At 40.5% G+C, this 25,791-nt stretch carries 18 protein-coding genes, 2 tRNA genes, 3 rRNA genes and 3 pseudogenes; 18 read left to right on the forward strand and 8 right to left on the reverse strand.

What is annotated here, in order from left to right; translation table 11 throughout:
* Positions 1-224: 224 nt before the first annotated feature.
* Positions 225-1,109, forward strand: a complete 885-nt coding sequence (locus F935_RS17805) for an energy transducer TonB (protein WP_016140131.1) — start codon at positions 225-227, stop codon at positions 1,107-1,109.
* 100 nt (positions 1,110-1,209) lie between these two features.
* On the opposite strand, the gene ybeY is transcribed toward F935_RS17805, so the two are convergent.
* From ybeY to miaB, 3 genes are read right to left on the reverse strand one after another with little or no spacing between them, the layout of a single operon-like run.
* Positions 1,210-1,692 (reverse strand): rRNA maturation RNase YbeY, encoded by a 483-nt coding sequence (gene ybeY / locus F935_RS17810; RefSeq protein ID WP_016140132.1) that lies wholly within the window; start codon positions 1,690-1,692, stop codon positions 1,210-1,212.
* Between the two features lie 9 nt (positions 1,693-1,701).
* The gene (locus tag F935_RS17815; protein ID WP_016140133.1) at positions 1,702-2,790 is read right to left on the reverse strand and encodes a PhoH family protein; all 1,089 of its coding nucleotides are present in this window, start codon (positions 2,788-2,790) and stop codon (positions 1,702-1,704) included.
* 37 nt (positions 2,791-2,827) lie between these two features.
* Positions 2,828-4,279: a tRNA (N6-isopentenyl adenosine(37)-C2)-methylthiotransferase MiaB gene (gene miaB, locus F935_RS17820; RefSeq protein WP_016140134.1), complete on the reverse strand. Its 1,452-nt coding sequence runs from the start codon at positions 4,277-4,279 to the stop codon at positions 2,828-2,830.
* A gap of 287 nt (positions 4,280-4,566) precedes the next feature.
* Here miaB and F935_RS17825 point away from each other — a divergent pair, with 287 nt between their 5' ends.
* The 4 genes from F935_RS17825 (at position 4,567) to F935_RS17840 (ending at position 8,849) form a co-directional block, all read left to right on the forward strand.
* On the forward strand, positions 4,567-6,510 hold the full coding sequence (locus tag F935_RS17825) for a lytic transglycosylase domain-containing protein (RefSeq protein ID WP_035366422.1): 1,944 nt from the start codon (positions 4,567-4,569) through the stop codon (positions 6,508-6,510).
* A gap of 56 nt (positions 6,511-6,566) precedes the next feature.
* Positions 6,567-7,229 carry a ribonuclease T2 family protein gene (locus tag F935_RS17830; protein WP_004789563.1) on the forward strand — a complete coding sequence of 221 codons (663 nt, stop codon included), beginning with the start codon at positions 6,567-6,569 and terminating at the stop codon, positions 7,227-7,229.
* Positions 7,230-7,440: 211 nt separating this feature from the next.
* Positions 7,441-8,427: a malate dehydrogenase gene (locus F935_RS17835; protein ID WP_004639466.1), complete on the forward strand. Its 987-nt coding sequence runs from the start codon at positions 7,441-7,443 to the stop codon at positions 8,425-8,427.
* 176 nt (positions 8,428-8,603) lie between these two features.
* Entirely contained in the window at positions 8,604-8,849 is a 246-nt protein-coding gene (locus F935_RS17840) for a DUF2789 family protein (RefSeq protein WP_016140137.1), read from the forward strand.
* A 54-nt stretch (positions 8,850-8,903) separates the two neighbouring features.
* Here the strand turns inward: F935_RS17840 and F935_RS17845 are convergent, their stop codons facing one another.
* Both F935_RS17845 and F935_RS17850 read right to left on the reverse strand, forming a co-directional pair.
* A complete protein-coding gene (locus F935_RS17845; RefSeq protein WP_016140138.1) occupies positions 8,904-9,431 on the reverse strand; it encodes a hypothetical protein in 528 nt (175 codons plus the stop codon).
* Positions 9,432-9,498: 67 nt separating this feature from the next.
* On the reverse strand, positions 9,499-10,104 hold the full coding sequence (locus tag F935_RS17850) for a 2OG-Fe(II) oxygenase (protein ID WP_016140139.1): 606 nt from the start codon (positions 10,102-10,104) through the stop codon (positions 9,499-9,501).
* Between the two features lie 117 nt (positions 10,105-10,221).
* Between F935_RS17850 and F935_RS17855 the strand changes: the two genes are divergently transcribed.
* From F935_RS17855 to rrf, 8 genes and pseudogenes are all read left to right on the forward strand, one after another.
* Positions 10,222-11,079 (forward strand): 23S rRNA (adenine(2030)-N(6))-methyltransferase RlmJ, encoded by an 858-nt coding sequence (locus F935_RS17855; protein ID WP_016140140.1) that lies wholly within the window; start codon positions 10,222-10,224, stop codon positions 11,077-11,079.
* 41 nt (positions 11,080-11,120) lie between these two features.
* Complete coding sequence (pssA, locus tag F935_RS17860; RefSeq protein ID WP_016140141.1) at positions 11,121-11,954, forward strand: CDP-diacylglycerol--serine O-phosphatidyltransferase; 834 nt, start codon at positions 11,121-11,123, stop codon at positions 11,952-11,954.
* Positions 11,955-11,971: 17 nt separating this feature from the next.
* Positions 11,972-13,058, forward strand: a pseudogene (locus F935_RS17865) (DUF6670 family protein).
* A 444-nt stretch (positions 13,059-13,502) separates the two neighbouring features.
* Positions 13,503-15,040: ribosomal RNA gene (locus F935_RS17870) — 16S ribosomal RNA — on the forward strand.
* Positions 15,041-15,099: 59 nt separating this feature from the next.
* Positions 15,100-15,176, forward strand: a tRNA-Ile gene (locus tag F935_RS17875).
* Between the two features lie 56 nt (positions 15,177-15,232).
* A tRNA-Ala gene (locus F935_RS17880) sits at positions 15,233-15,308 on the forward strand.
* Positions 15,309-15,669: 361 nt separating this feature from the next.
* Positions 15,670-18,563, forward strand: a 23S ribosomal RNA gene (locus F935_RS17885).
* A 178-nt stretch (positions 18,564-18,741) separates the two neighbouring features.
* Positions 18,742-18,856, forward strand: a 5S ribosomal RNA gene (rrf, locus tag F935_RS17890).
* The 16S, 23S and 5S rRNA genes sit together here with 2 tRNA genes alongside, the layout of an rRNA operon.
* Positions 18,857-19,005: 149 nt before the next feature.
* Here the strand turns inward: rrf and F935_RS19125 are convergent.
* Positions 19,006-19,095 (reverse strand): annotated as a pseudogene (locus F935_RS19125) (hypothetical protein); the annotation flags it as partial.
* Positions 19,096-19,174: 79 nt separating this feature from the next.
* Between F935_RS19125 and F935_RS18065 the strand changes: the two are divergent.
* The 3 genes and pseudogenes from F935_RS18065 (at position 19,175) to F935_RS17900 (ending at position 21,248) form a co-directional block, all read left to right on the forward strand.
* A pseudogene (locus F935_RS18065) lies at positions 19,175-19,364 on the forward strand (hypothetical protein).
* A 20-nt stretch (positions 19,365-19,384) separates the two neighbouring features.
* Entirely contained in the window at positions 19,385-19,948 is a 564-nt protein-coding gene (locus tag F935_RS17895; RefSeq protein WP_016140143.1) for a DUF4256 domain-containing protein, read from the forward strand.
* 136 nt (positions 19,949-20,084) lie between these two features.
* Positions 20,085-21,248 (forward strand): acyl-CoA dehydrogenase family protein, encoded by a 1,164-nt coding sequence (locus F935_RS17900; RefSeq protein ID WP_016140144.1) that lies wholly within the window; start codon positions 20,085-20,087, stop codon positions 21,246-21,248.
* Positions 21,249-21,329: 81 nt separating this feature from the next.
* On the opposite strand, the gene F935_RS17905 is transcribed toward F935_RS17900, so the two are convergent.
* Positions 21,330-22,166: a DUF4238 domain-containing protein gene (locus F935_RS17905; protein WP_016140145.1), complete on the reverse strand. Its 837-nt coding sequence runs from the start codon at positions 22,164-22,166 to the stop codon at positions 21,330-21,332.
* Between the two features lie 126 nt (positions 22,167-22,292).
* Entirely contained in the window at positions 22,293-22,892 is a 600-nt protein-coding gene (locus F935_RS17910) for a TetR/AcrR family transcriptional regulator (protein ID WP_016140146.1), read from the reverse strand.
* Between the two features lie 185 nt (positions 22,893-23,077).
* Between F935_RS17910 and F935_RS17915 the strand changes: the two genes are divergently transcribed.
* Both F935_RS17915 and F935_RS17920 read left to right on the forward strand, forming a co-directional pair.
* Positions 23,078-24,883, forward strand: coding sequence for an acyclic terpene utilization AtuA family protein (locus F935_RS17915; protein WP_016140147.1), 1,806 nt, complete (start codon positions 23,078-23,080; stop codon positions 24,881-24,883).
* Positions 24,884-24,903: 20 nt separating this feature from the next.
* On the forward strand, positions 24,904-25,791 hold the full coding sequence (locus tag F935_RS17920) for an SDR family oxidoreductase (RefSeq protein WP_016140148.1): 888 nt from the start codon (positions 24,904-24,906) through the stop codon (positions 25,789-25,791).

The raw sequence follows: 25,791 nt of genomic DNA on the forward strand, positions 1-25,791 counted from the left end.
TTCCAGAAGATAATTTACTTAAGAACCAACACAATCTTTATTATGATAAAAAACGAGTTTTGATATTGCAGTGTAACAAATTTAATTGATACATTTTGACAAAATGAAAATGGATAAAACTCTATATTTGAAGTGAATCACACTTTTATCCAGATTTGAATATCAGTTTATATTTTATTCGGTATTAAACCGTGGGGATAAGGCATTTATATGCTTTTAAGATTATGTTGAACAAAAGAAGTCTATCCATAGAGCCTTTTTACCATTGGTGGCAAGACCGAGTCTTTATTGCTGCAACAATATTGGCAGTCTTACTGCATATTTTTGTGTTGCTCATTCACTTTGCCATGCCGAGCCCGTCAGAGCAATCTACTAAAGAAATTGCAATTTCAATTCGATCAAGCAATGAGCCCGTTCAGCAGGCAGACTTTTTGGCACAAGCGGACCAGCAAGGTTCGGGCGCATTTCGTGAAGCTCACCGTGCCTCTAGTGATACACCAAATCCGATGCCTAATGATGCGTCAACTGGAGATGCACAGTTAGAAAGTTTGCAAAAGGTTCAGCAGCAAAGAGAGCTTAAATTTGAAGAAAAAGTCTTAATGACTGTTTTGAGTTGGCAAAAACAAGCTGATGCGAGTCAAAGGAAAAAAGAATTAGAACAATTACAAAGTCAGTTTCAGGCAAAAGCTGCGATGGTTGCGAGCCTTGAAGCACAATATTTACAACGTAGACAAGATTTTAGCCGGCAACAAAAAATCAAAACAGTAGATGGAATTCAAGCGAAGAAAGATGCTTCAGCTGCTTATTTAGATAAGTTCCGTGAAAAAGTGGAGTTGTATGGTAATCGCTATTATCCAGAAGAGGCCAAACAGCAACAGCTAAGAGGTGAGGTCCGTTTAATGGTGATTTTGAATGCTCAAGGCGGAATTCGTGCAATTCGATTGCTTGAAAGTTCAGGACATTCAGTATTGGATGAAGCCGCGAAGTCTTCAGTACGTCGCGGTGCACCATTTGGGCATTTTGATGCCAATATGAAAGATATTTCTGAATTACGTATTGTGCGTACGTGGCGTTTCGATCCAGCTCAAGCAGAATTTGAAGTACATTAATAAAAAATGTGGATAAGTTTTAGCTTATCCACATTGATTTTAGTTAATTAGAAAAAATCCCATTTGAAGACAGATTAGATTTTTATCTAATTAAGAATGATTAGATCTGTTCTTGGTAAGGATTTTCTATATTCAGCTTTGCTAGAATTTCAACTTCAATCCCTTCCATTTCTTCTGCATCTTCATCACTGGTTTCATGGTCATAACCAAGCAAATGTAAAACACCATGTACTAATAAATGCGCAAAGTGTTCTTGAGCAGTTTTCTTTTGTTCAACCGCTTCTTGCAATACCACTGGAATACAAATGACTAAGTCACCCAGAGGAAAGGCATCGAGCATTGGTAAAACTTCTTCGGGAATATCACTTGGAAATGATAAAACATTGGTTGGTTTATCTTTCTCTCGATATTGCAGATTAAGTTGTTGGCTTTCTGCTAAATCGACACAAGCAACGCCAATTTCGCAGTCTTCTTTATAACCAACGTGGCGTAAAGTTGTCTCAATAATTTTTTTGAGTTGAGCTCGTTTGAGCTCTAACTCAGGTAATTGAAGGTCTTGTTGTAAACTTAAACTGATTTTCAAAATGAATCCTTAAGCATCCTGATGTTGCAAGTCTGCTGCTGTATCGTTTTCAGCGACTAATGCTTCCTGACGGGCTTTACGTTCAGCACGTGCTTCGGCATTAAGACGATGTTGTTCACCATCCCAACCTTCATAAGCCTCAACGATTTTTTGAACCAGTTGATGACGTACAACGTCGCGAGAATGGAAACGGGTAATATGAATTTCTGTAATATTCTCGAGTACACGAAGTGCGTGTGCCAGACCAGATTGTTGACCTTTAGGTAAATCGACTTGAGTAATGTCACCTGTAATCACTGCACGAGAGCCAAAACCTAAACGGGTCAAGAACATTTTCATTTGTTCAGGTGTTGTGTTTTGAGCTTCATCCAGAATTACAAATGAATGGTTAAGTGTGCGACCACGCATATATGCAAGAGGCGCAACTTCAATCACTTGACGCTCGATTAACTTGGCAACTTTTTCAAAGCCAAGCATTTCGTAAAGGGCATCGTAAAGAGGGCGTAGATATGGGTCAATTTTCTGGGTTAAATCACCAGGTAAGAAACCCAGCTTTTCTCCAGCTTCTACAGCAGGACGTACAAGTAAAATCCGTTGGATTTCGTTACGTTCTAGCATGTCTACTGCGGCAGCAACTGCTAAATAGGTTTTACCCGTACCAGCAGGGCCTACACCAAAAGAAATATCGCTTTGTAAAATACGTTGTACATAACGTTTTTGATTGGCACCACGTGGATTAATACGGCCTTTTCGGGTCTGGAAATAGACATCGAGTGGCGCATCGTGTTCATCCATTTCGTCACCAACTAACTCGAAATTGCGTTCAGTTTGTGACGATTGAATGAGGAGGTGTAATAGATCAGCACTGATTTGCTGGGATACCTCAGACTCTTCGTAGAGTCGTTGCAATAATGCTTCGGCTCTCCCAACAGCATCTATTTCACCATCTATGTGAAAAACATCTCCACGATGAGTAATTTTGACATCTAAACGCTGTTCAATTTGCTTCAAGTGCCCATTATAGGCACCTAGAATGCTCTTTAAACGTTCCATTGAAATTTCAGGAAATGTTACGGTACGTCGAATTGCTGCAGTCAAGAGAAAACCTTTCAGTAGACTTTAGAATACCTCTACATTACGCCACGTCAGGTTCAAGATTCAAGAGCTCACCGTAAACAAAATTTAAAGTTTTAATTTCAGTAATCTCGATCTCTGCAAAACGACCAACCCAAGTCGCATCACCAACGAAAGTGACTAGACGTGTATTGTCAGCAGTACCAATTAAAACATTAGGATCTTGATCAGATACTTTTTCAATAAGTACGCGTTCAATTTTACCTAACATGGCATCTGTTTTTTCAATACTAGACTGCTTAATTACTTTTTGAACTTGAGCTAAACGTTCTTTTTTAACTTGCTCAGGTGTGGTGTCTGGCAAGTCAGATGCAGGTGTACCTGGGCGTTTTGAATAAACAAAACTATACGAATGGTCGAAGTCTAAATCTTTGATAAATTGCAATGTTTCTGCAAAGTTTTCATCGGTTTCACCAGGGAAGCCAATAATAAAATCACTTGATAAATGCATATCTGGACGAATTTTACGTAGCTTCGCAATTTTATCGATATAAACATCAATCGTATGATTTCGCTTCATTGCCTGTAAAACATCATTAGATCCACTTTGTACAGGCAAGTGTAAATGTGACACCATTTGAGGTAGATCTTCATAACACTGAATAAGCTCATCAGAGAATTCTAGTGGGTGCGATGTTGTATAGCGTAAGCGTCCAATACCCGGAATTTCTGCAACGAGTCGTAACAATTCAGGGAAGGTGCAGATGCCACCTTCGAAGGTTTCACCTCGGTAACCATTTACATTTTGACCAAGAAGTGAAATTTCACGAACACCTTTTTCAGCAAGACCTGCAATTTCTGCAAGTACATCGTCTAAAGGTCGCGAAACCTCTTCACCGCGTGTATATGGAACTACACAGAAAGAACAGTATTTAGAACAGCCTTCCATAATAGAAACAAATGCTTTAAAGCCTTCTACACGTGGTTCTGGTAAAAAGTCGAACTTTTCAATATCTGGAAAAGAAATATCAACGAGTTTGATTTTGTCTTTTTTCGGTTTTTCTACTTGAGCATTATGTTGATCAAGCATTTGTGGTAAACGGTGTAATGTTTGAGGGCCAAAAATCATGTCTACATAAGGCGCACGTTTTTGAATATTGTCACCTTCTTGAGAGGCAACACACCCACCGACACCAATCACAAGATCTGGATTTTTGTCTTTTAGTTTGCGCCAGCGCCCTAATTCACTAAATACTTTTTCCTGCGCTTTTTCGCGAATAGAACACGTATTCATGAGCAGAATGTCTGCTTCATTAGGGTTGCTCGTTAAAATGTAACCGTGAGAGTCCCCTAAAAGGTCTGCCATACGGTGACTGTCATACTCATTCATCTGACACCCTTGAGTTTCAATATAAAGTTTTTTTATTAAAACATCAGTGGTGTGCGTTGGCTGGGTAACAGTGTTTTCTGAGGCAGCTTTGGCACCATTGGGAATGAAGGTTTGAACCGTCATGCAGGCTCCTAACAGATCGATCTAAAAAAGAATAAATTTGCCCAAAATGGGTCAAACCATTCATTATAGCAGCATTTGGACCGAACCGATAACAGTAAACCTTTAGAACATGACACGGTTTTTTTGAAGTAAATTATGTGAATTTTAATGATGTTGAATCATAGAGTTACATAACACAACAAAAGAAAGCACGAAGACTAATTAAACTATGCTTTGAAGGTGAATAGTCAGGGTTTAACACATTTATGAGACCAAGTAGAAAGAGCTCATCAATCCATAGTCGTGTAATGGAAAATAAATATATGCATCGTAGCTGGTTAGGAGCTATGTGTTTACTTGGTTGTTCATTTACCTATGCTGCCGAAGAGCAGTTCAATGACGCATTAAATGCTGCAAATAGTGGCAATACAGCGTTATTAGACCAATATCAGCTTGCTATGCAAAATGATGTATTGGGGTACTATCCAGAATATTGGAAACTTAATACCAATCTTGGCTTTCAACCTTCAGCTTCGATTGTAAGTTTTGCTCAGCGCTATCCTCAATCAGCAATGGCTGAGAAATTAGCTGCCGACTATGTTGAAGAAAAAGTTAAACAAGCTGACTTCGTATCTGCACAACCTTTACTATCTTATGTAACTAACCCAGATCAGGCCGAAAATTGCGCATTGGCACAGGTGAGAGCGAAAACTGGTGATTCATTAGTTTTTGCTGAATATAAAGATGTATGGTTAGCCACCGAATCACAACCTGAATCTTGTGTGGGTTTAGGACGCTTGATGTTATCTAGTCCATTAATGAGTCAGCAAGATAAACAACAGCGCCTTTGGGTCCAGTTACGTTCTGGTTTAACAGGGCAGGCACTTGCTAGTGCACAGACTTTAGGTATGAATTTATCTTTAGCTCAGCTTAATCAAATTCAGGCGAATCCTCTTAATTATTTGTGGACTGCGCCTAAAACCAATGATACAGACTATGCTTATTTGATTTTTGCATTAGGTCGTTTGGCTAATAATGACTTAAGTAACGCTTTTTCGAACGTCCAACGTGTCGCTCAAGGTACACCAGAGAATATACAAAAGTATTTATATCGTACTGTGGCTTATATTGGTGGTACTACGGTCATGAAAAATAACTTCAATCGTGAAGTTCTTCAATATTTTGATGCAAGTTATGGTTATCCTCTAAGCCCTGAAGAAGCTGAAATTTATGCGCGTCAGGCAATTCGATTTGGTGCGTGGGAAAGTTTAATTCGTGCCATTGATGCTATGAGCGTGACACAAAAACAAGAAGATCGCTGGCAATATTGGCTTGCTCGTGCAACAGAGCAGCGCAATGACAGTAATTCAAAAAATACTGCGCAACGTATTTATAAGAAGTTAGCTGAAAGTGGCGATGACTATCACAACCTTTTAGCTAAAGATCGTTTGGGCGAACGTTATAATCACCAACCTTATGATGATCAGCCAACTGCAAGTGATTTAAGACGTTTAGACCAGAATGTTCACTTTAATCGCGCTTTTACTTTAAGACGTATTAATGCAAATCCGACTTATACCAACCGAGAATGGAACTGGGCAGTTCGACAAGCTTATCTTCAACACGATGATGGTGTGTTGTTAGCTGCTGCAAAACGTGCTCATGACATGGGTTGGTATGACCGTGCGATTTACGCAGCAGATCGTACAACCAATAAACATAATGATACGTATCGCTATGTGACACCCCATAAGACTAATGTCGTAAGTCATAGTTACAATGCAGGAATTGATCCAGCGTGGGCTTATGGTTTAATGCGACAAGAAAGCCGATTTGTTACCTCTGCACGTTCACATGTTGGAGCGGGTGGTCTTATGCAAATTATGCCCGATACGGCGAAGTTGATTGCACGTCAAATGGGCGAAACCTATAATCCAGCGGCATTAAATGAAATGAATACCAACATCCGTTATGGTACATTTTATCTGTCGATGATTCAGGGACAATTAAGCAATAATCCAGTTTTGGCAACGGCAGGTTATAATGCTGGGCCTAATCGGGCAAGACGTTGGCAACCGGACTTTCAATCAATTTCGGCTGACCAATATACAGAGACAATTCCATTGTTAGAAACCAGAGACTATGTCAAGCATGTTATGACGAATGCTACACATTATGGTGTGATATTGGGGCAAGGGGCTCAATCATTATCACAACGTATGAAAGTCATTCCAATGCGTACATCGCCTTAAGTTTAGGTGCTTGATGATGGATCTTCTTTTAATTGGCATATTCAAGTTTTAATTAAATGAAATATAGATATTTGGAACTTCGTTCAATTTTGCAACTTGCATGGTGGCTTATCTGTGCAGGAGTAGGATTGATGAGTTCCGTTTTGCATGCCGAGCCTGTTAATTTACAGGGGTATGTTATGCACGTACAAATGACACCTGCCGCATGTGCGTTAGATCCCTCTAAACAAAAACAACGTAAATGTCTTGAAGGATATTCACTGACAATTACGGGCCTTATGCCAGAAACAAATCAAACTGATTGTTCAACAGAAAGTTCGGCCGCTCTTTCTCCATTGCAAGCCAAAGTCGTAGCTCGGGTCATGCCTGACAACAATGCACGCGTACAGCTTTGGAAAAGTGTAGGGGGGTGCGTTCCTATGAATGCAAGTCAATATTTCCGGACAGTCATTAACTTTGCTGAGCGTTTAAAAATTCCAGCTAGCCTTACAAGTTCGACAAATGTTGAAATTCAACAGTCCGCCTTAAAACAGCAATTTACTCGTCTTAATCCGAGCCTGCCTCAAAATGGTATTCGTTTGACTTGTCAGTTATCGCGTTCAGATGTTGTTTTAACGGAAGTGAAGGTGTGTTACACGGTAAAAGGTCAATATAAACAATGTGCAAATCATGTGGTATCGAATTGCCCAGGTGAAATTACAATTAAAGGTAGTTACTAAAGATGACGATCATTTCGTAAAAAAATGCTGACCATGCATTGAATCTTTTTGTAAATATTAATTTGTATTTTCTATCAGACTTTTGGTGAAAATGAGTCGCTTTTACATGCATCTGCCACATCTTTAGAGTACAATCTTTGCCGTTTATGATGATTTAGTTAGATGGAATTCCTATTTAGCTAGATTAAGGACACTCATTGGAGACAATTACATGAAGCAACCCGTTCGTGTTGCCGTGACTGGCGCTGCAGGTCAAATTGGTTACAGCTTATTATTCCGTATCGCAAGCGGTGAAATGTTAGGTAAAGATCAACCTGTTATTTTACAATTGCTTGAAGTTCCAGTTGAAAAAGCTCAACAAGCGCTTAAAGGCGTAATGATGGAACTTGATGACTGTGCTTTCCCTTTATTGGCTGGCATGATCGGGACTGATGATCCGAAAGTTGCATTTAAAGATGCTGACTACGCTTTATTGGTAGGTTCTCGTCCACGTGGTCCTGGTATGGAACGTGCTGACTTGTTAAAAGTTAACGGTGAAATTTTCATCGGTCAAGGTCAAGCATTAAACGAAGTTGCTAGTCGTGACGTTAAAGTATTAGTTGTGGGTAACCCTGCAAACACTAACGCTTACATCGCTATGAACTCTGCTCCAGACCTTCCAGCGAAAAACTTTACTGCAATGTTGCGTCTTGATCACAACCGTGCGTTGACTCAAGTTGCTCAAAAAGCTGGTGTTGCCGTTGCTGATATCGAACACTTAACAGTTTGGGGTAACCACTCTCCAACAATGTATGCTGATTACCGTTTTGCAACTGTAAATGGCGAAAGCTTAAAAGACAAAATCAACGATGCTGCATGGAACAAAGATGTGTTCCTTCCAACTGTTGGTAAACGTGGTGCTGCGATTATCGAAGCACGTGGTTTGTCTTCTGCTGCTTCTGCTGCTAACGCTGCAATTGACCATATGCGCGACTGGGCACTTGGTACAAACGGCAAATGGGTAACTATGGGTATTCCATCTGATGGTTCTTATGGTATTCCAGAAGGCGTTATGTTTGGTTTCCCTGTAACAACTGAGAATGGTGAATACAAAATCGTTCAAGGTTTAGAAATTGATGAATTCAGCCGTGAACGTATTAACTTTACGTTAAATGAGCTTGAAGAAGAACGTGCAGCAATTGCTGACATGTTGAAATAATTTATCTTTTTGATAAGTTAAAAAAAGCACTCTTTTTAGAGTGCTTTTTTATATTCAATCATTTGAAACAAAACACAAAAAACAACAAGAAAATATAAACATTATCATGCATATAAAAAGGTTTTATTGTTAGATTAGTTAATAGATGATTTAAAACAATTTATAGGAGAAGAACAATGTTTGAGCAGCAACCTACTTTAGAGCTTTTATTTGATCAGCTGGGTTTAGATTCAGATGAAGCCAGCATTGAAAGCTTTATCAAAACACATCAATTGCCTGCTGAACAGAAATTACATGAAGCTTCTTTTTGGTCAAAAGGTCAAAGTGATTTTTTAAAAAGCCATTGGGAAAAAGATGATGAATGGATTGTGGTGATTGATGAGCTTAACGAACAACTACATGAAGACAGTCTGAATAAATAAAACGAAGGCCTGTTTTAAATTCAATAAATAAAACAGGCCTAATACATTAAGTGTTTAATGCGTCTTTAGTTTTAAATGATCTTTATACCAAGGCTCATGACGTATAAGGTCAAATGCAGGTTGGCCATGAAGCAATTCAAGGTCACACGTGTTTGTTGATAAATATTTAGTTAACCAATGCCGTGTTAATGCTGACTCTTGTCGAGCGGCTGACGCATAAGCCAAGAAGAAATATATATCTGCATGTTCATTGTGGGCTAATGGCTTCAAAATTTGTTGAGTAATGAGAGCAAAACGTTTTTCTTTATTTAATTCAAAATAAAGCATATATGCCTTAGCCAAATGTAAAGATAAATTAAGATATAAGCTCAATGGCATTTCTTCATATTCCATACGAGCTTGTTCAAGCAAAACAATCGCTTCTTGTAAAAAGTGAAGTTGCTCTTGGCGAACACGGCTTAATACGACAAGTTGCATGCGTAATTCAGCACGCTCCAAAGCAAGCTCAGGCGTATTTTCAGTCAAATAAAGTTGGTCTGTTTCACCAATTCGGTTCACAATTGTTTTACTTTCAATAGACATACGCCATTACCTTCTTTAATCAATAGCTTTTATATCGGGTTCATTTACCAAATTTAAAGAGTAACTATTAAACCCAAATGGAATTTCCACTACGAAGCCAAGCTGTAATGGAGAGTCTTTGTTGTTTAGAGGGTAATACTTCATGTAATAAATTGCTTTGAAATATTACAAGTCGATTTGGCTCGGGATTAACGACATGCCACTTCTCATTTTTATCTTGTAGTCGTAATTGACCACCCCAATCTTCTTGCCATTCTGGATGTAAATAATAAACGGTTGAGATAATACGATCATTTTTTTGCTGAGGGTTATCTCGGTGTAAAGCATAAAACTCACCCAAACCATAACGGGCGAAATGAGCTTCAACCTCTTTAATTCCTAAATAGAATGCTTGATTTAGATTTTGTGAGAAAGAACTTAAGGTTTCAATATGCTGTTGAGCAATAGGAAGTTGATCATTAATCCAGAGAATATGATCGCTACGAATATTACTCACCACGCCGTTTTGAATACCAGCTTCTCTAAATTCATCAATATGATGGCTACATTCTTTGGCGACTTGAGCGCGATATTGATCCGAATAGGTGCGATTAATAATCGCAAAGCCATGCGTATTTAAATCATCTAGAATTTGATCCAGATCCCATGAGTCCGGAAGCAGGTGAGAGAGCATATAACCTCGAGTAGATCGTAAAAATATCAAGCTGCTCTATTTTAGATGATCACAACCTTACGAAAGAATATTTTTTTCATGTTAAACTATTTGTTGAATTGAGGAATTAAAGTCAACATGAATTACCGTCACCATTTCCATGCGGGCAACTTTGCAGATGTTATGAAGCATGTGCTTTTGCTACAGCTTCTCAACCGCTTAAATGCTAAAGATAAACCTTATCGTTATATCGATACGCATGGAGGTGCAGGAAAATATAATTTATCTCTGGCACCTTCACAAAAGTCTGGAGAGTTTCTTACAGGCATTCACCGTCTAGTTCAGATATCTGACATGGAAAAGCGTCAGGCACCTGAAGCAATCCAGCAATATTTGAAGTTAGTAGAAGAACTACGCTCTCAAGAAGGTAAAGGAAGTTATCCAGGATCACCATGGTTTGCTTTGCAAGGCATGCGTGAAATTGATAAAGCAACCGTTTTTGAAATGCAACGCGATGTTTTTGAGCAATTGCGACATAACATTTATGATAAACGTGCAGGTTTACATGAGCGTGATGCATACGAAGGCTTGCTCGGCGTTATTCCACCGAAAGAAAAACGTGGTTTGGTCATGATTGACCCGCCTTACGAATTAGAACGTAAAGACTTTCCGCAATTAGTTGAACTTTTACAACAAGCTTATAAAAAATGGCCAACAGGTGTCTTTGCAGTTTGGTATCCAATTAAAGACCGACCGATGATTGAGCGTTTTGAAAAGAAAATGTTTAAAACGGGAATTCGTCGTCAATTAATCTGTGAAATTTGTGTATGGCCAGACGATACACCTATAGGTTTGAATGGTTGTGGTCTATTAGTGATTAACCCACCTTGGCAGTTCTCAGAACAAGCAGACCAAGCACTACAGTGGTTATTCCCGCATCTACGCATGCAAGAAACTGGTGGTCACGCTGCTGTTCGCTGGTTAGTAGGTGAGTAACAGTTAACTTAAATCAATGCACATGTTTGGAATAGAAAATAATGACAAATGCGCCTAAACCAGAGCAAGATTTAACTCATAATGAACATTCATTTGATGGGATTACATTCGAAGTGGTTGAAGAAGAGGATAATCCGGAAGGACAAAAAGTGAAGCGCCGAGGAATCTATCTTTGGCCTAACTTAATTACGACAGCCGCTTTGTTGTCTGGTTTCTATTCCATCATTGCAAGCATGAACGGGGATTTTACCCAAGCTATCTATGCTATTTTTATTGCAGCGCTACTTGATGGTCTAGATGGTCGAGTTGCTCGCGCGATTGGTGCACAAAGTGCTTTTGGCGAGCAATATGATTCTCTCTCCGACTTGTTAGCTTTTGGTGTAGCTCCGGCAATGCTAATGTATAGCTGGAGTTTGCATGATTTAGGTCGTATTGGCTTAGCATGTTGTTTTGTATATACAGCATGTGCAGCTTTCCGCTTAGCGCGTTTTAATGTGCAAATTGGTGTTGTTGATAAGCGCTATTTTATCGGAATTGCGAGCCCACTCGCTGCCATTATCATTATTTCCCTTGTCTGGGTTGCTCGCGATTATCCTTTCATTTTTGATTTACGCGATATTGCGATTAAAAGCATCAATGCTGTGATTATGGTTGTTGTGGGATTGCTCATGATTTCCAATATTAAATATTACTCTTTCAAACAAATGGATCGTAAACGCGTTCCCTTTGTAGTTATGTTGCCAGTAGTACTGATTTTTGCAGCAATCACTTATAATATTCCAATGGGCATTTTGACTGTTTCAATTATCTATGCTCTCTCTGGTTTTGTTACGACATTATTTGCACGCAAAAGTAATGAAACAATAAAAACATAAAATAGAAGAGGTTCAGTATGCCTAAGTTGATAAGTCAAATTAATCAATTACAGCAGCTGGGCCTTAATGCTAAAGAGAGGGTTGTATATCAACCTTCTCGTGGTTTTTTTAAAATCGTTTATCAAGGCTTAATCCTTCCAAATCTTCCTGCTCCACTGCGCTATTTTAATTACATTAGTCTAGTTGGACAGCCACGCATTCCTCTTTGCTATAACGCTCACACAATTACAACTTCGGCAATCGATACGGCAACTGTGCTTGTCAGTAATAGCCAACATAGTGTGGGACATTTAAAAACTTATTCTATTCGGCGGCAATGCCAGTTTGACTCAGAACAATATCAATTTGATAAAATAGATTTGATTGAGTGGGAAATTCCAAAGATCCATCTTCAGCGCTTAGACCTAGAAATGGGTTGCAATCTTACTATTCAAATTCCAGACAATATTTCTAATACGTCTGCATTGCAGTGGGGTGTTTCAGACTATTGGTCAACACTATGCTTATGTGAAGGTGAAGTTTTTTATAAAGGACAAAAGTATCAAGTCGAAGGGTTGGGGCGATTTAAACACGCAAGAGCTCTGCATTTACCGTTTTTATCTTTATGTTTTTATACATGCCAAATCATTAATTTAAATGAAACGACTCAGCTTACATTTTCACAAATCAGAAATCAGTGGAATATCATCTTATGTTCAAGATTAGATATTCAAGAATTTGGTAAGCCTGTTGAAAGCTTTACTGAAGATGTAAATTTAAATATCCATCGCGTTTATCCAAAAGTTAGAACACCGAATGGTAAAGAGATGTATTTGCCCAGAGAATTTTCTTGGCAGTGTAAGAAAAATGGAAAAATTATTTTTGAACTTTATGCACAAAGTCGTGGTGACTACAAATTTGGATTGGCTGCTGGATATGTTGGAAGCTTTCAGTACCAACTAAGTTGGAATGAACAATGTCTACAAGGTGAAGGCGGATATTGTGAATATATTGATTGTCGCCCACTTAGGTGGCAAGAAAAGAATCAAGACGAGAAAATTTTAGATAAATTGATGCTTTTACAACCATGTTTATATAAGAAATGACTATTTTTATCATTTTTGATTAAAAATCGAACTGTTGTTGCAGTAATATTAAAAAAGGGGTTGCCAACGAGATTTAATGGTCTATAATGCACATCCATCGGCGGTGATGCAGATAAGAACTTGTTGAAAAACAGTTACTTGGAATTGAGTTGATTACTTTAGGTAGTGAATTTGATAAGAAGTTGGTTTTGAGAATAAGTTTTAAAAATATCGAAATTACCTGTTGACTTTTAAGAGATTAAGAGTAATATAGCCGACCTAGCTTGCTGGTGACGAACCAGGAAGAAGATCATTAAGAGATTATGAAGAACAACTTGTGTGGATTTTTACTGATTGATTGATCGAAATATTATCATTGATTGATTGGTTTAAATTACTCGAAGTTTATTTGAGCGAAATTTAAGTCAGAAAATTGATGAGCCAGAATTGGCACCTTGTCTTTAATAAGGTGCAAAATGATTTTTAACTGAAGAGTTTGATCATGGCTCAGATTGAACGCTGGCGGCAGGCTTAACACATGCAAGTCGAGCGGAGTGATGGTGCTTGCACTATCACTTAGCGGCGGACGGGTGAGTAATGCTTAGGAATCTGCCTATTAGTGGGGGACAACATTTCGAAAGGAATGCTAATACCGCATACGTCCTACGGGAGAAAGCAGGGGATCTTCGGACCTTGCGCTAATAGATGAGCCTAAGTCGGATTAGCTAGTTGGTGGGGTAAAGGCCTACCAAGGCGACGATCTGTAGCGGGTCTGAGAGGATGATCCGCCACACTGGGACTGAGACACGGCCCAGACTCCTACGGGAGGCAGCAGTGGGGAATATTGGACAATGGGCGCAAGCCTGATCCAGCCATGCCGCGTGTGTGAAGAAGGCCTTATGGTTGTAAAGCACTTTAAGCGAGGAGGAGGCTACTGAAGTTAATACCTTCAGATAGTGGACGTTACTCGCAGAATAAGCACCGGCTAACTCTGTGCCAGCAGCCGCGGTAATACAGAGGGTGCAAGCGTTAATCGGATTTACTGGGCGTAAAGCGCGCGTAGGCGGCTAATTAAGTCAAATGTGAAATCCCCGAGCTTAACTTGGGAATTGCATTCGATACTGGTTAGCTAGAGTGTGGGAGAGGATGGTAGAATTCCAGGTGTAGCGGTGAAATGCGTAGAGATCTGGAGGAATACCGATGGCGAAGGCAGCCATCTGGCCTAACACTGACGCTGAGGTGCGAAAGCATGGGGAGCAAACAGGATTAGATACCCTGGTAGTCCATGCCGTAAACGATGTCTACTAGCCGTTGGGGCCTTTGAGGCTTTAGTGGCGCAGCTAACGCGATAAGTAGACCGCCTGGGGAGTACGGTCGCAAGACTAAAACTCAAATGAATTGACGGGGGCCCGCACAAGCGGTGGAGCATGTGGTTTAATTCGATGCAACGCGAAGAACCTTACCTGGCCTTGACATAGTAAGAACTTTCCAGAGATGGATTGGTGCCTTCGGGAACTTACATACAGGTGCTGCATGGCTGTCGTCAGCTCGTGTCGTGAGATGTTGGGTTAAGTCCCGCAACGAGCGCAACCCTTTTCCTTATTTGCCAGCGAGTAATGTCGGGAACTTTAAGGATACTGCCAGTGACAAACTGGAGGAAGGCGGGGACGACGTCAAGTCATCATGGCCCTTACGGCCAGGGCTACACACGTGCTACAATGGTCGGTACAAAGGGTTGCTACCTAGCGATAGGATGCTAATCTCAAAAAGCCGATCGTAGTCCGGATTGGAGTCTGCAACTCGACTCCATGAAGTCGGAATCGCTAGTAATCGCGGATCAGAATGCCGCGGTGAATACGTTCCCGGGCCTTGTACACACCGCCCGTCACACCATGGGAGTTTGTTGCACCAGAAGTAGGTAGTCTAACCGCAAGGAGGACGCTTACCACGGTGTGGCCGATGACTGGGGTGAAGTCGTAACAAGGTAGCCGTAGGGGAACCTGCGGCTGGATCACCTCCTTAACGAAAGATTGACGATTAGTAAGAATCCACAACAAGTTGTTCTTCATAGATGTATCTGAGGGTCTGTAGCTCAGTTGGTTAGAGCACACGCTTGATAAGCGTGGGGTCACAAGTTCAAGTCTTGTCAGACCCACCATGACTTTGACTGGTTGAAGTTATAGAAAAGAAGATACAGAACTGATGATGTAAGCTGGGGACTTAGCTTAGTTGGTAGAGCGCCTGCTTTGCACGCAGGAGGTCAGGAGTTCGACTCTCCTAGTCTCCACCAGAACTTAAGAGAAGTTCAGATTACAGAAATTAGTAAATAGGGATTAGATCTTAGTTTATTAACTTCTGTGATTTAAGTATCACGGTATTAAGCATGACCTGACGAAGGCATGTTTATTCATTAACAGATTGGCAAAATTGAGTCTGAAATAAATTGTTCACTCAAGAGTTTAGATTAAGCAATTGATCTAAATGAATTGAGAACTAGCAAATTAACTGAATCAAGCGTTTTGGTATATGAATTAGATTGAAGCTGTACAGTGTTTAAATACACAGTACTTCAAACTGTAAGAGATTGATGAGAAATCATTGATCATGTCTTATTACTCCTTGTAGGTAATAACGACTGTTTGGGGTTGTATAGTCAAGTAATTAAGTGCATGTGGTGGATGCCTTGGCAGTCAGAGGCGATGAAAGACGTAATAGCCTGCGATAAGCTCCGGGGAGGCGGCAAATATCCTGTGATCCGGAGATTTCTGAATGGGGGAACCCACCTACTTTAAGGTAGGTATTGCAACATGAATACATAGTGTTGCAAGGCGAACGAGGGGAAGTGAAACATCTCAGTACCCTTAGGAAAAGAAATCAATTGAGATTCCCTTAGTAGCGGCGAGCGAACGGGGATCAGCCCATTAAGTTATGTGTGTTTTAGTGGAACGCTCTGGGAAGTGCGAACGTAGAGGGTGATATTCCCGTACACGAAAGGGCACACATAATGATGACGAGTAGGGCGAGGCACGTGAAACCTTGTCTGAATATGGGGGGACCATCCTCCAAGGCTAAATACTCCTGACTGACCGATAGTGAACCAGTACCGTGAGGGAAAGGCGAAAAGAACCCCTGTGAGGGGAGTGAAATAGATCCTGAAACCGCATGCATACAAGCAGTGGGAGCCGACTTGTTCGGTGACTGCGTACCTTTTGTATAATGGGTCAGCGACTTATATTCAGTAGCGAGGTTAACCGTATAGGGGAGCCGTAGAGAAATCGAGTCTTAATAGGGCGTTTAGTTGCTGGGTATAGACCCGAAACCAGGCGATCTATCCATGAGCAGGTTGAAGGTTGGGTAACACTAACTGGAGGACCGAACCCACTGTCGTTGAAAAGCCAGGGGATGACTTGTGGATAGGGGTGAAAGGCTAATCAAGCCTGGTGATAGCTGGTTCTCCCCGAAAGCTATTTAGGTAGCGCCTCGGACGAATACCATAGGGGGTAGAGCACTGTTTCGGCTAGGGGGTCATCCCGACTTACCAAACCGATGCAAACTCCGAATACCTATGAGTACTATCCGGGAGACAGACTGCGGGTGCTAACGTCCGTAGTCAAGAGGAAAACAATCCAGACCGCCAGCTAAGGCCCCAAAATCATAGTTAAGTGGGAAACGATGTGGGAAGGCATAGACAGCTAGGAGGTTGGCTTAGAAGCAGCCACCCTTTAAAGAAAGCGTAATAGCTCACTAGTCGAGTCGGCCTGCGCGGAAGATGTAACGGGGCTAAAACTATGTGCCGAAGCTGCGGATTTGACTTTTAAGTCAAGTGGTAGGGGAGCGTTCTGTAAGCCGATGAAGGTGTATTGAGAAGTATGCTGGAGGTATCAGAAGTGCGAATGCTGACGTGAGTAACGACAAAACGGGTGAAAAACCCGTTCGCCGAAAGACCAAGGGTTCCAGTCCAACGTTAATCGGGGCTGGGTGAGTCGACCCCTAAGGCGAGGCCGAAAGGCGTAGTCGATGGGAAATTGGTTAATATTCCAATACTTCTGTGTAATGCGATGAGAGGACGGAGAAGGTTAAGTCAGCCTGGCGTTGGTTGTCCAGGTGAAAGGAAGTAGGCATGCATCTTAGGCAAATCCGGGGTGCTCTATGCTGAGATCTGATAGCAAGCTGTACTTGTACAGCGAAGTGGCTGATACCATGCTTCCAGGAAAAGTCTCTAAGCTTCAGTTACACAGGAATCGTACCCTAAACCGACACAGGTGGTCAGGTCGAGTAGACCAAGGCGCTTGAGAGAACTCTGCTGAAGGAACTAGGCAAAATGGTACCGTAACTTCGGGAGAAGGTACGCTGTTGTTGGTGATGGAACTTGCTTCCTGAGCTGATGACAGCCACAGAAACCAGGCCGCTGCAACTGTTTATTAAAAACATAGCACTCTGCAAACACGAAAGTGGACGTATAGGGTGTGATGCCTGCCCGGTGCTGGAAGGTTAATTGATGGGGTTAGCGTAAGCGAAGCTCTTGATCGAAGCCCCAGTAAACGGCGGCCGTAACTATAACGGTCCTAAGGTAGCGAAATTCCTTGTCGGGTAAGTTCCGACCTGCACGAATGGCATAATGATGGCGGCGCTGTCTCCAGCAGAGGCTCAGTGAAATCGAAATCGCTGTGAAGATGCAGTGTACCCGCGGCTAGACGGAAAGACCCCGTGAACCTTTACTGCAGCTTGACATTGAACTTTGACCTTACTTGTGTAGGATAGGTGGGAGGCTTTGAAGTTGGAACGCTAGTTCCAATGGAGCCGTCCTTGAAATACCACCCTGGTAATGTTGAGGTTCTAACTCTGCCCCGTAATCCGGGGCGAGGACCATGTCTGGTGGGTAGTTTGACTGGGGCGGTCTCCTCCTAAAGAGTAACGGAGGAGTACGAAGGTGCGCTCAGCGTGGTCGGAAATCACGCGTAGAGTATAAAGGCAAAAGCGCGCTTAACTGCGAGACCCACAAGTCGAGCAGGTACGAAAGTAGGTCTTAGTGATCCGGTGGTTCTGTATGGAAGGGCCATCGCTCAACGGATAAAAGGTACTCTGGGGATAACAGGCTGATACCGCCCAAGAGTTCATATCGACGGCGGTGTTTGGCACCTCGATGTCGGCTCATCTCATCCTGGGGCTGAAGCAGGTCCCAAGGGTATGGCTGTTCGCCATTTAAAGAGGTACGCGAGCTGGGTTTAGAACGTCGTGAGACAGTTCGGTCCCTATCTACCGTGGGCGCTGGAAATTTGAGAGGATCTGCTCCTAGTACGAGAGGACCAGAGTGGACGAACCTCTGGTGTACCGGTTGTGACGCCAGTCGCATCGCCGGGTAGCTATGTTCGGAAGGGATAACCGCTGAAAGCATCTAAGCGGGAAGCCTACCTCAAGATAAGATTTCCCTAGGACTTTATGTCCTCTAAAGAGCCGTTCGAGACTAGGACGTTGATAGGTTGGATGTGGAAGCATAGTGATATGTGAAGCTGACCAATACTAATTGCTCGTGAGGCTTGACTATACAACACCCAAGCAGTTGTATATATAGCATCAATCGATTCATTAATGTACAAATCAACTTGATTTAGTTATACGCTTAGCTAAAATGAACAAAATATCAAGACTCAATCAGCCCATCTGTAAAGATTTGGAAAACGCATCGGCATATTAAGACCAATGCTAGTATCCATACCAGTTGTGCTGGCGACCATAGCAAGAGTGAACCACCTGATCCCTTCCCGAACTCAGAAGTGAAACCTCTTAGCGCTGATGGTAGTGTGGGGTTTCCCATGTGAGAGTAAGTCATCGCCAGCTCATTATTCTAAACACCCCCAACCTAAGTTGGGGGTGTTTTTTTATGCAAAAATAAAATGATATTGAAGATTTAATCAATTTTAGGCAATAAAAAAGACTCCAGAAGAGTCCTTTTTTATATGGGAGGGAAATTTCGAGTTCATTCTGATTTAAAAATGAGCTTCCAGTCCTACATACGGGCCCTTAAATTCAAACTTAAGATCATTATTATCGTAGTCTTCTAAATCAATATTGATTAATTAGATTACATTTTTATATGGAAACTTATTCTTTAAACTGGAAAAGTAAGTAGCATGAAAATTATAAAGAGTAAGACAAATGAAATATCAAGGAAGTTGTCATTGCGGTCAGATTAAATTTGTAGTGGAAGGAGAATTGTGGGATCCATCCTTATGCTCAAGGTATAGATGCAGAAGGTAATTCTATTTTTGCTATTAATGTTAGATGCATAGATGACATAGACTTAGAAAAAATAACAATAAATTATTTTGATGGGCGTTCAGCTTAATAAATATAAGGATTTATTTAATGACAGCAAAACAGCAACTAGCTCCAAAGCAGATAGAAATTTTAATTGAAATATTAAAAGATAGATTCGAAAAGAATTTACATCGTCATAAAGAAATAAGATGGACTAAGGCGCAAACTAAACTCATTAAATCTCCTGAAAAATTATGGTCATTGCAAGAAATGGAGAATACCGGAGGAGAGCCAGACATTGTGGCTTATGACCCAAAGAGCGATGAATATTTATTTGTAGATTGTTCTCCTGAGACACCGAAAGGTCGTAGAAGTCTTTGTTATGATCGAGAAGCTTTGGTGGCTAGAAAAGATCATCCTCCTAAGAATAGTGCAATCGAGGCGGCTAAAGAAATGGGAGCCGAGCTTCTCACAGAGGAGCAATATCATGAATTACAAAATTTAGGGGAGTTTGATCTTAAAACATCAAGTTGGCTCAAAACCCCAGATGAGATTCGACAGTTAGATGGAGCAATTTTTGCAGATCGTCGTTATGGTCGGGTCTTTATTTATCATAATGGGGCGCAATCTTATTATGCTGCTCGTGGATTTCGGTGCTGTCTAAGAATATAGATTTTACAGTTTGATAAGAATTATTAGGTTTGATGTTTTATGCCAAGAAATTGGAGGTTCTTGCAACTTTTGATTGATGGTAAACATGACAAGATATGCTCTGGAATTAAATAAAAACACCAGGATATCTCTAAAAATGCAACCCAATCCAATTTACTATAATGAACAACATATTGCTTTTGCTGATAATGTTCGCCGATTTGTACAAAAAGAAATAGCACCTTTCGTTAATGAATGGGATGAAGCTGAGACATTTCCTAGAGATCTTTATAAAAAAGCTGCTGAGATTGGTTTATTGGGGTTAGGGTTCTCTGATGAATATGGTGGCATTCCCGATGCTGATCCATTCTATTCATTATTGGCTGGTATAGAAATGGCGAAGGCTGGGTCGGGTGGAGTGCATATCTCCTTGATGGTACACACAATTGGTGCTCCGCCAATTCAGCACTTTGGAAGTGAGGAGTTAAAAGCAAAAGTCCTTCCGAGTATTATTTCTGGTGAAAAAATTTCTGCTTTAGCTATTACAGAACCTGGTGGTGGTTCTGATGTTGCTGCATTACAAACGAAAGCCGTTCGTGATGGTGATTACTATATTGTCTCAGGTGAAAAGACATTTATCACATCGGGAATTCGTGCAGATTACTATACTGTTGCGGTGCGTACAGATCCAACTAAAACAGGTGCAGAAGGTATTTCAATGTTGTTAGTTGATGCACATAGCGACGGAATTACTAAAACACCTTTAAAGAAAATGGGATGGTGGGCTTCTGATACAGCTCATTTGCATTTTGACCAAGTACGAGTACCTGTATCAAATCTGCTCGGCAAAGAAAATGCCGGTTTTAAAGTCATTATGAATAACTTTAATATGGAGCGCTTTTTCTTAGGTGTAGTAGCTTATGGGTATGCATTAGTCTGTTACGAAGAAGCCGTAGACTGGGCACAGCAACGCAAAACTTTTGGTAAGCGATTAATTGATCATCAAGTGATTCGTCATAAATTGGTAGATATGGCAACGCAATTAACTTCAACACGGGCATTACTTGAAGAAACTGCATGGAAAATGACTCAGCCAAAATTACAAGGACCTGAGTTGGTGGCTCAAATTTCAATGCTAAAAAATGTTGCGACTCGTACTATGCAATTTTGCGCTGATGCAGCGGTACAAACGTTGGGCGGCATGGGCTTTATGCGAGGTACCAAGTCTGAACGTATTTACCGTGAAGTGAAGGTCAATATGATAGGTGGCGGTGCTGAAGAAATTATGAAAGATTTGATTAGTAAACAGTTAAGGTATTGATTGTATTCTATCTTATATAGTGCCTAAATTTTTCCTTAGATCGTCAAATATTATTGTTAGTACTTGACGATTTGTTAAGTTTTATCCTGATTGAATATGGTGTTCATAGACTTTCAATTCACTATCTAACAATAAAATTTTATCGTCACAGCTATAAATATATTTATGAGAATTTAATAAGAGTTTAGTATTCACTAAAGCCACTAACTTTTTATCAGCGATGAAACTGATTTCGTTACAAGGCTCATTCTTAGCAATTATAAAAGCTTTTTTAGTTATAGGTATTAATATTTCAATATTGGGCGTATTCAGCCCGAAAGAAAAGTTTTGCTCATCTTCCAGTGGATGAGTTAATACAAATGGATTGTCACTAGTAATAATATATAAATCTGGCTCATTGATGACAAATAACTGGAAATATTTAGTTGTTAGATAGTTTTGTATTCTACTAAGAAGTTTTGTTTCAATTCTAATCAGATCTGTTTGATTAAAATTGAATTCATCCTTATTAGATATGGAGACATCTTTTTCCATACTCGTAATAATTTCTTTCATTTGCTCTAAAGGTTTTTGGACTAGTTGTCGAAAAAATGGTACTCGTAAATACAAAGCAGCCATAAGTAAAACTAGGTTTTGTCTTTCATTTCTTTGTGGGATTGACGCATATTTATTTATGTAATTAATGGCGAGGCTGATTTTAGGTTCAACTTGATTTGCATAGAAATCTTCAATAATTAATGGATCTATATGGTCTATTGTATAATAGTCACGTTGGGCACATGAGTCATTTGGACTTGTTTGAAAAGATTTGGTGTTATTGTTTGGAATACACCAAAATAATGATGTAGTTTTTCTATCCTTAGTAAATTCTTTTAAATAACATTTAGGAATATAGTGGTGTTTTGATTTTCTTCCCATAGATACCTTTAAGATTTAAAAAAATTGATTGTAATGATTTTATTTGTCTATCCATTCTTCATTTAAAATTGCCAAACGTTCATGTTCTTTCCATATTTTTCCTCAAATTCTAAGATATTACAGAACTCATTTCAAAGCCATCTCCCAGACCATTTCGGTTAACTCATCAATTTTGACTTTACCCTCAGCTTTATACCAAGTTACGGTCCACGAAATTGCACCACCAACTAATCTTCGCCAAATAAAGGCATCATGTTTTATCGTGCCCTGAGTACATAATTTTTCAATCACATCTAACCAGATTTGCTCATATTCATTACGCATTTTTAGAAGATAATCTTGTTTTTCTTTTGACAGGGTAAACCATTCATAAACCAAAACAGCCATGGCTGCACCTGTATCTCCAGTAATTGAAATGAGTTCAGCTTTAATAAGGGCACGTAATTGTTGTTCTGGATCAGTAGATTGAGCTGCTGCATCTTCTAAACGAGCAAGATTGTAAATAATAGTTTCCTCCATCACATGAGCGAGGATGTCATCTTTACTTTTGAAGTGATGAAATAAGCTACCTGATTGAATTCCAATAAATTGAGCAAGTTCGCGTACAGTGGTTTTATCGTAGCCTTGCTTGTGAAATAAATAAGCGGCTCCCTGTAATAAACGACCACGTGGGCTGTCGTCAAAGCAAGAAATATTTGGAATCTGTTCAATTGAAGTAGCAATCATGCGAAAGCTGAGTCCTTTATATAAAAATACTTAACAGGAAAGTTTGTCAAATCTCATTTTGTTTTAGCTGAGCTGTCGAGTTTGGCAGTTTTGGTCAATTTAACAATAACATTTTGCTCTTTACAAACCAAGCGCTTGCTTGGTAATGTTGAGTGTAATTTTTAAACAAAATAATGAGAAATAGGATGGCAAGTAATCAACAGGATGATGAACGTGTCGTAAAAATAGGTTGTGCCTCTGGATTCTGGGGAGATACCAATACTGCCGCTTTCCAATTGGTACATCTAACCGATATTAATTATTTGGTTTTTGATTATTTGTCAGAGATCACCATGTCGATTATGGCAAAAGCGAAGATGATAGAACCAAAGCATGGTTATGCTTTGGATTTTGTCAGTCGAGTGATGGCACCTCTACTTAAAAAAATTGCAGAAAAAAAAATTAAGGTGATTAGTAATGCTGGTGGTGTTAATCCACTGGCGTGTCGAGATGCCTTGCAAAAAATAATTAAAGAATATGGTCTAGATCTGAAAGTTGCCGTGATTTTAGGCGATGATCTTTTAGCGGAGCATGAACAACTCAAACAGCAAAATATTCAGGAAATGTTTAGCGGTGAAGCTTTGCCAGAACAAGTGGCGAGCAGTAATGCTTATTTAGGTGCGGTGGCTATTCGTGATGCTTTGAATTTAGGCGCAGATATTGTGCTTACTGGCCGTGTTGTTGACTCTGCTGTGGTCCTTGCACCGTTGCTCCATGAATATCAATGGTCGGTCGATGACTATGACAAATTGGCACAAGGTTCATTAGCAGGCCATGTGATTGAGTGTGGTGCGCAGTGTACGGGTGGTAACTTTACTGATTGGCAATTGGTACAAGGCTTTGACAATATGGGGTTCCCTGTAGTTGAAGTGAGTGAAGATGGTTCATTTGTTGTGACTAAACCGCAGGGAACAGGTGGTCTGGTATCTACCGCAACGGTTGCTGAGCAAATTGTCTATGAAATTGGTAATCCTCAAGCGTATTTACTACCAGATGTAATTGCTGATTTTAGTCAGGTGCATTTAGAACAAGTCGGGGAAAATCGAGTTCGTGTGATGGGGGCAAAAGGACAAGCACCGACTGCACAATATAAAGTCAGTGCAACTTATCCTGATGGCTATCGGGTTTTAGTCAGTTTCTTAATTGCAGGACGTGAGGCACCACAAAAAGCGCAAGTGATTGCTGATGCGATTTTGACTAAATGTGAGCGTGTTTTAGCAATGCGCTCAGTGCCACCGTTTAGTGAAAAATCGGTTGAAATCTTAGGTATTGAAAGTACTTATGGCGAACATGCCCAAGCAATAAATAGTCGCGAAGTTGTGGTCAAAATAGCTGTAAAACACATGTTTAAAGAAGCATGTATGTTCTTTGCATCAGAAATTGCACAGGCCTCTACAGGCATGGCTCCAGCCTTGGCGGGAATTGTTGGAGGCCGACCAAAAGCATCGCCAGTCATTAAGTTATTTTCATTTTTAATTGATAAAGATCAGGTCAATGTCGAAATCGATTTTGAGGGGAACCGTTATCCGGTTGAGATTCCTCGGGACACTTCTACAGAGCAATTCAATACTTTAGCAACGGGTGAAAATGCAGTTTATCAAGGGAATGAAATTGAAGTTCCTTTGATTGAAATTGCGCATGCTCGCAGTGGTGATAAAGGCAATCATAGCAATATCGGTGTGATTGCGCGGAAAGCAAAATATTTACCATGGATTCGTGCAGCACTGACTGAACAAGCTGTTGCAAGTTATATGCAGCATGTCTTGGATGCTGAAAAGGGAAGTGTAATTCGTTACGAGTTACCGGGTTTAAATGCACTGAATTTTATGTTGGAGAATGCCTTGGGTGGTGGTGGTGTTGCAAGCCTACGTATCGATCCGCAAGGTAAAGCATTTGCTCAACAATTATTGGATATGCCTGTAAAAGTTCCGGCAAATCTTTTAGAAAAATAAAATGAATGGATGAAACAAAGATGAGTTATCAATCAATTTTTAGACCAGATGCTTTTGCTAATAAAGTCATTATTGTGACAGGTGGGGGCTCAGGAATTGGCCGTTGTACGTCACATGAGCTTGCAGCCCTTGGCGCTCAAGTGGTGATTACAGGACGAAAAATTGAAAAATTAGAGAAAGTAAGCCAAGAAATTACAGAAGATGGCGGACTGGTTCATTGCATTGTCTGTGATAACCGTGAAGAAGAACAAGTGAAAAATATGATTGCCGACGTGATTGAGAAATTCGGCAAATTGGACGGTTTGGTGAACAATGCAGGCGGTCAGTTCCCGTCAGCATTAGAGAATATTTCTGCGAATGGCTTTGATGCCGTAGTACGTAATAACTTGCATGCAACTTTCTATTTAATGCGTGAAGCTTATAACCAATGGATGGCAAAACATGGCGGTAGTATTGTCAACATGACTGCCGATATGTGGGGTGGAATGCCGGGAATGGGGCATTCAGGTGCTGCACGTTCAGGAGTAGATAACTTAACCAAAACTGCATCAGTTGAATGGGGTAAATCTGGAGTTCGTGTAAATGCGGTTGCTCCGGGGTGGATCGTATCATCTGGTATGGATAATTATAGTGGTGATTTTGCCAAAGTAATTATTCCAAGTCTTGCTGGCAATGTACCATTAAAACGCATGGGAACTGAGTCGGAAGTATCATCGGCGATTTGTTATTTACTGTCCGATGCTGCGGCTTTTGTGTCAGGTGTAACTTTACGTATCGATGGTGCCGCATCGCAAGGTACGCGTATGTATCCACTAACTGAGGCGACAAATAGTCAGTCTTATAATGGTTTTCACCGTGCATTTATTCCTGAAATCTTTCAGAAAAAGACTGAGGCTGAGGAGGAATAA

The sequence above is a fragment of the Acinetobacter calcoaceticus ANC 3811 genome (assembly GCF_000399665.1).
In the GTDB taxonomy this organism is placed as follows: Bacteria; Pseudomonadota; Gammaproteobacteria; order Pseudomonadales; family Moraxellaceae; genus Acinetobacter; species Acinetobacter calcoaceticus_B.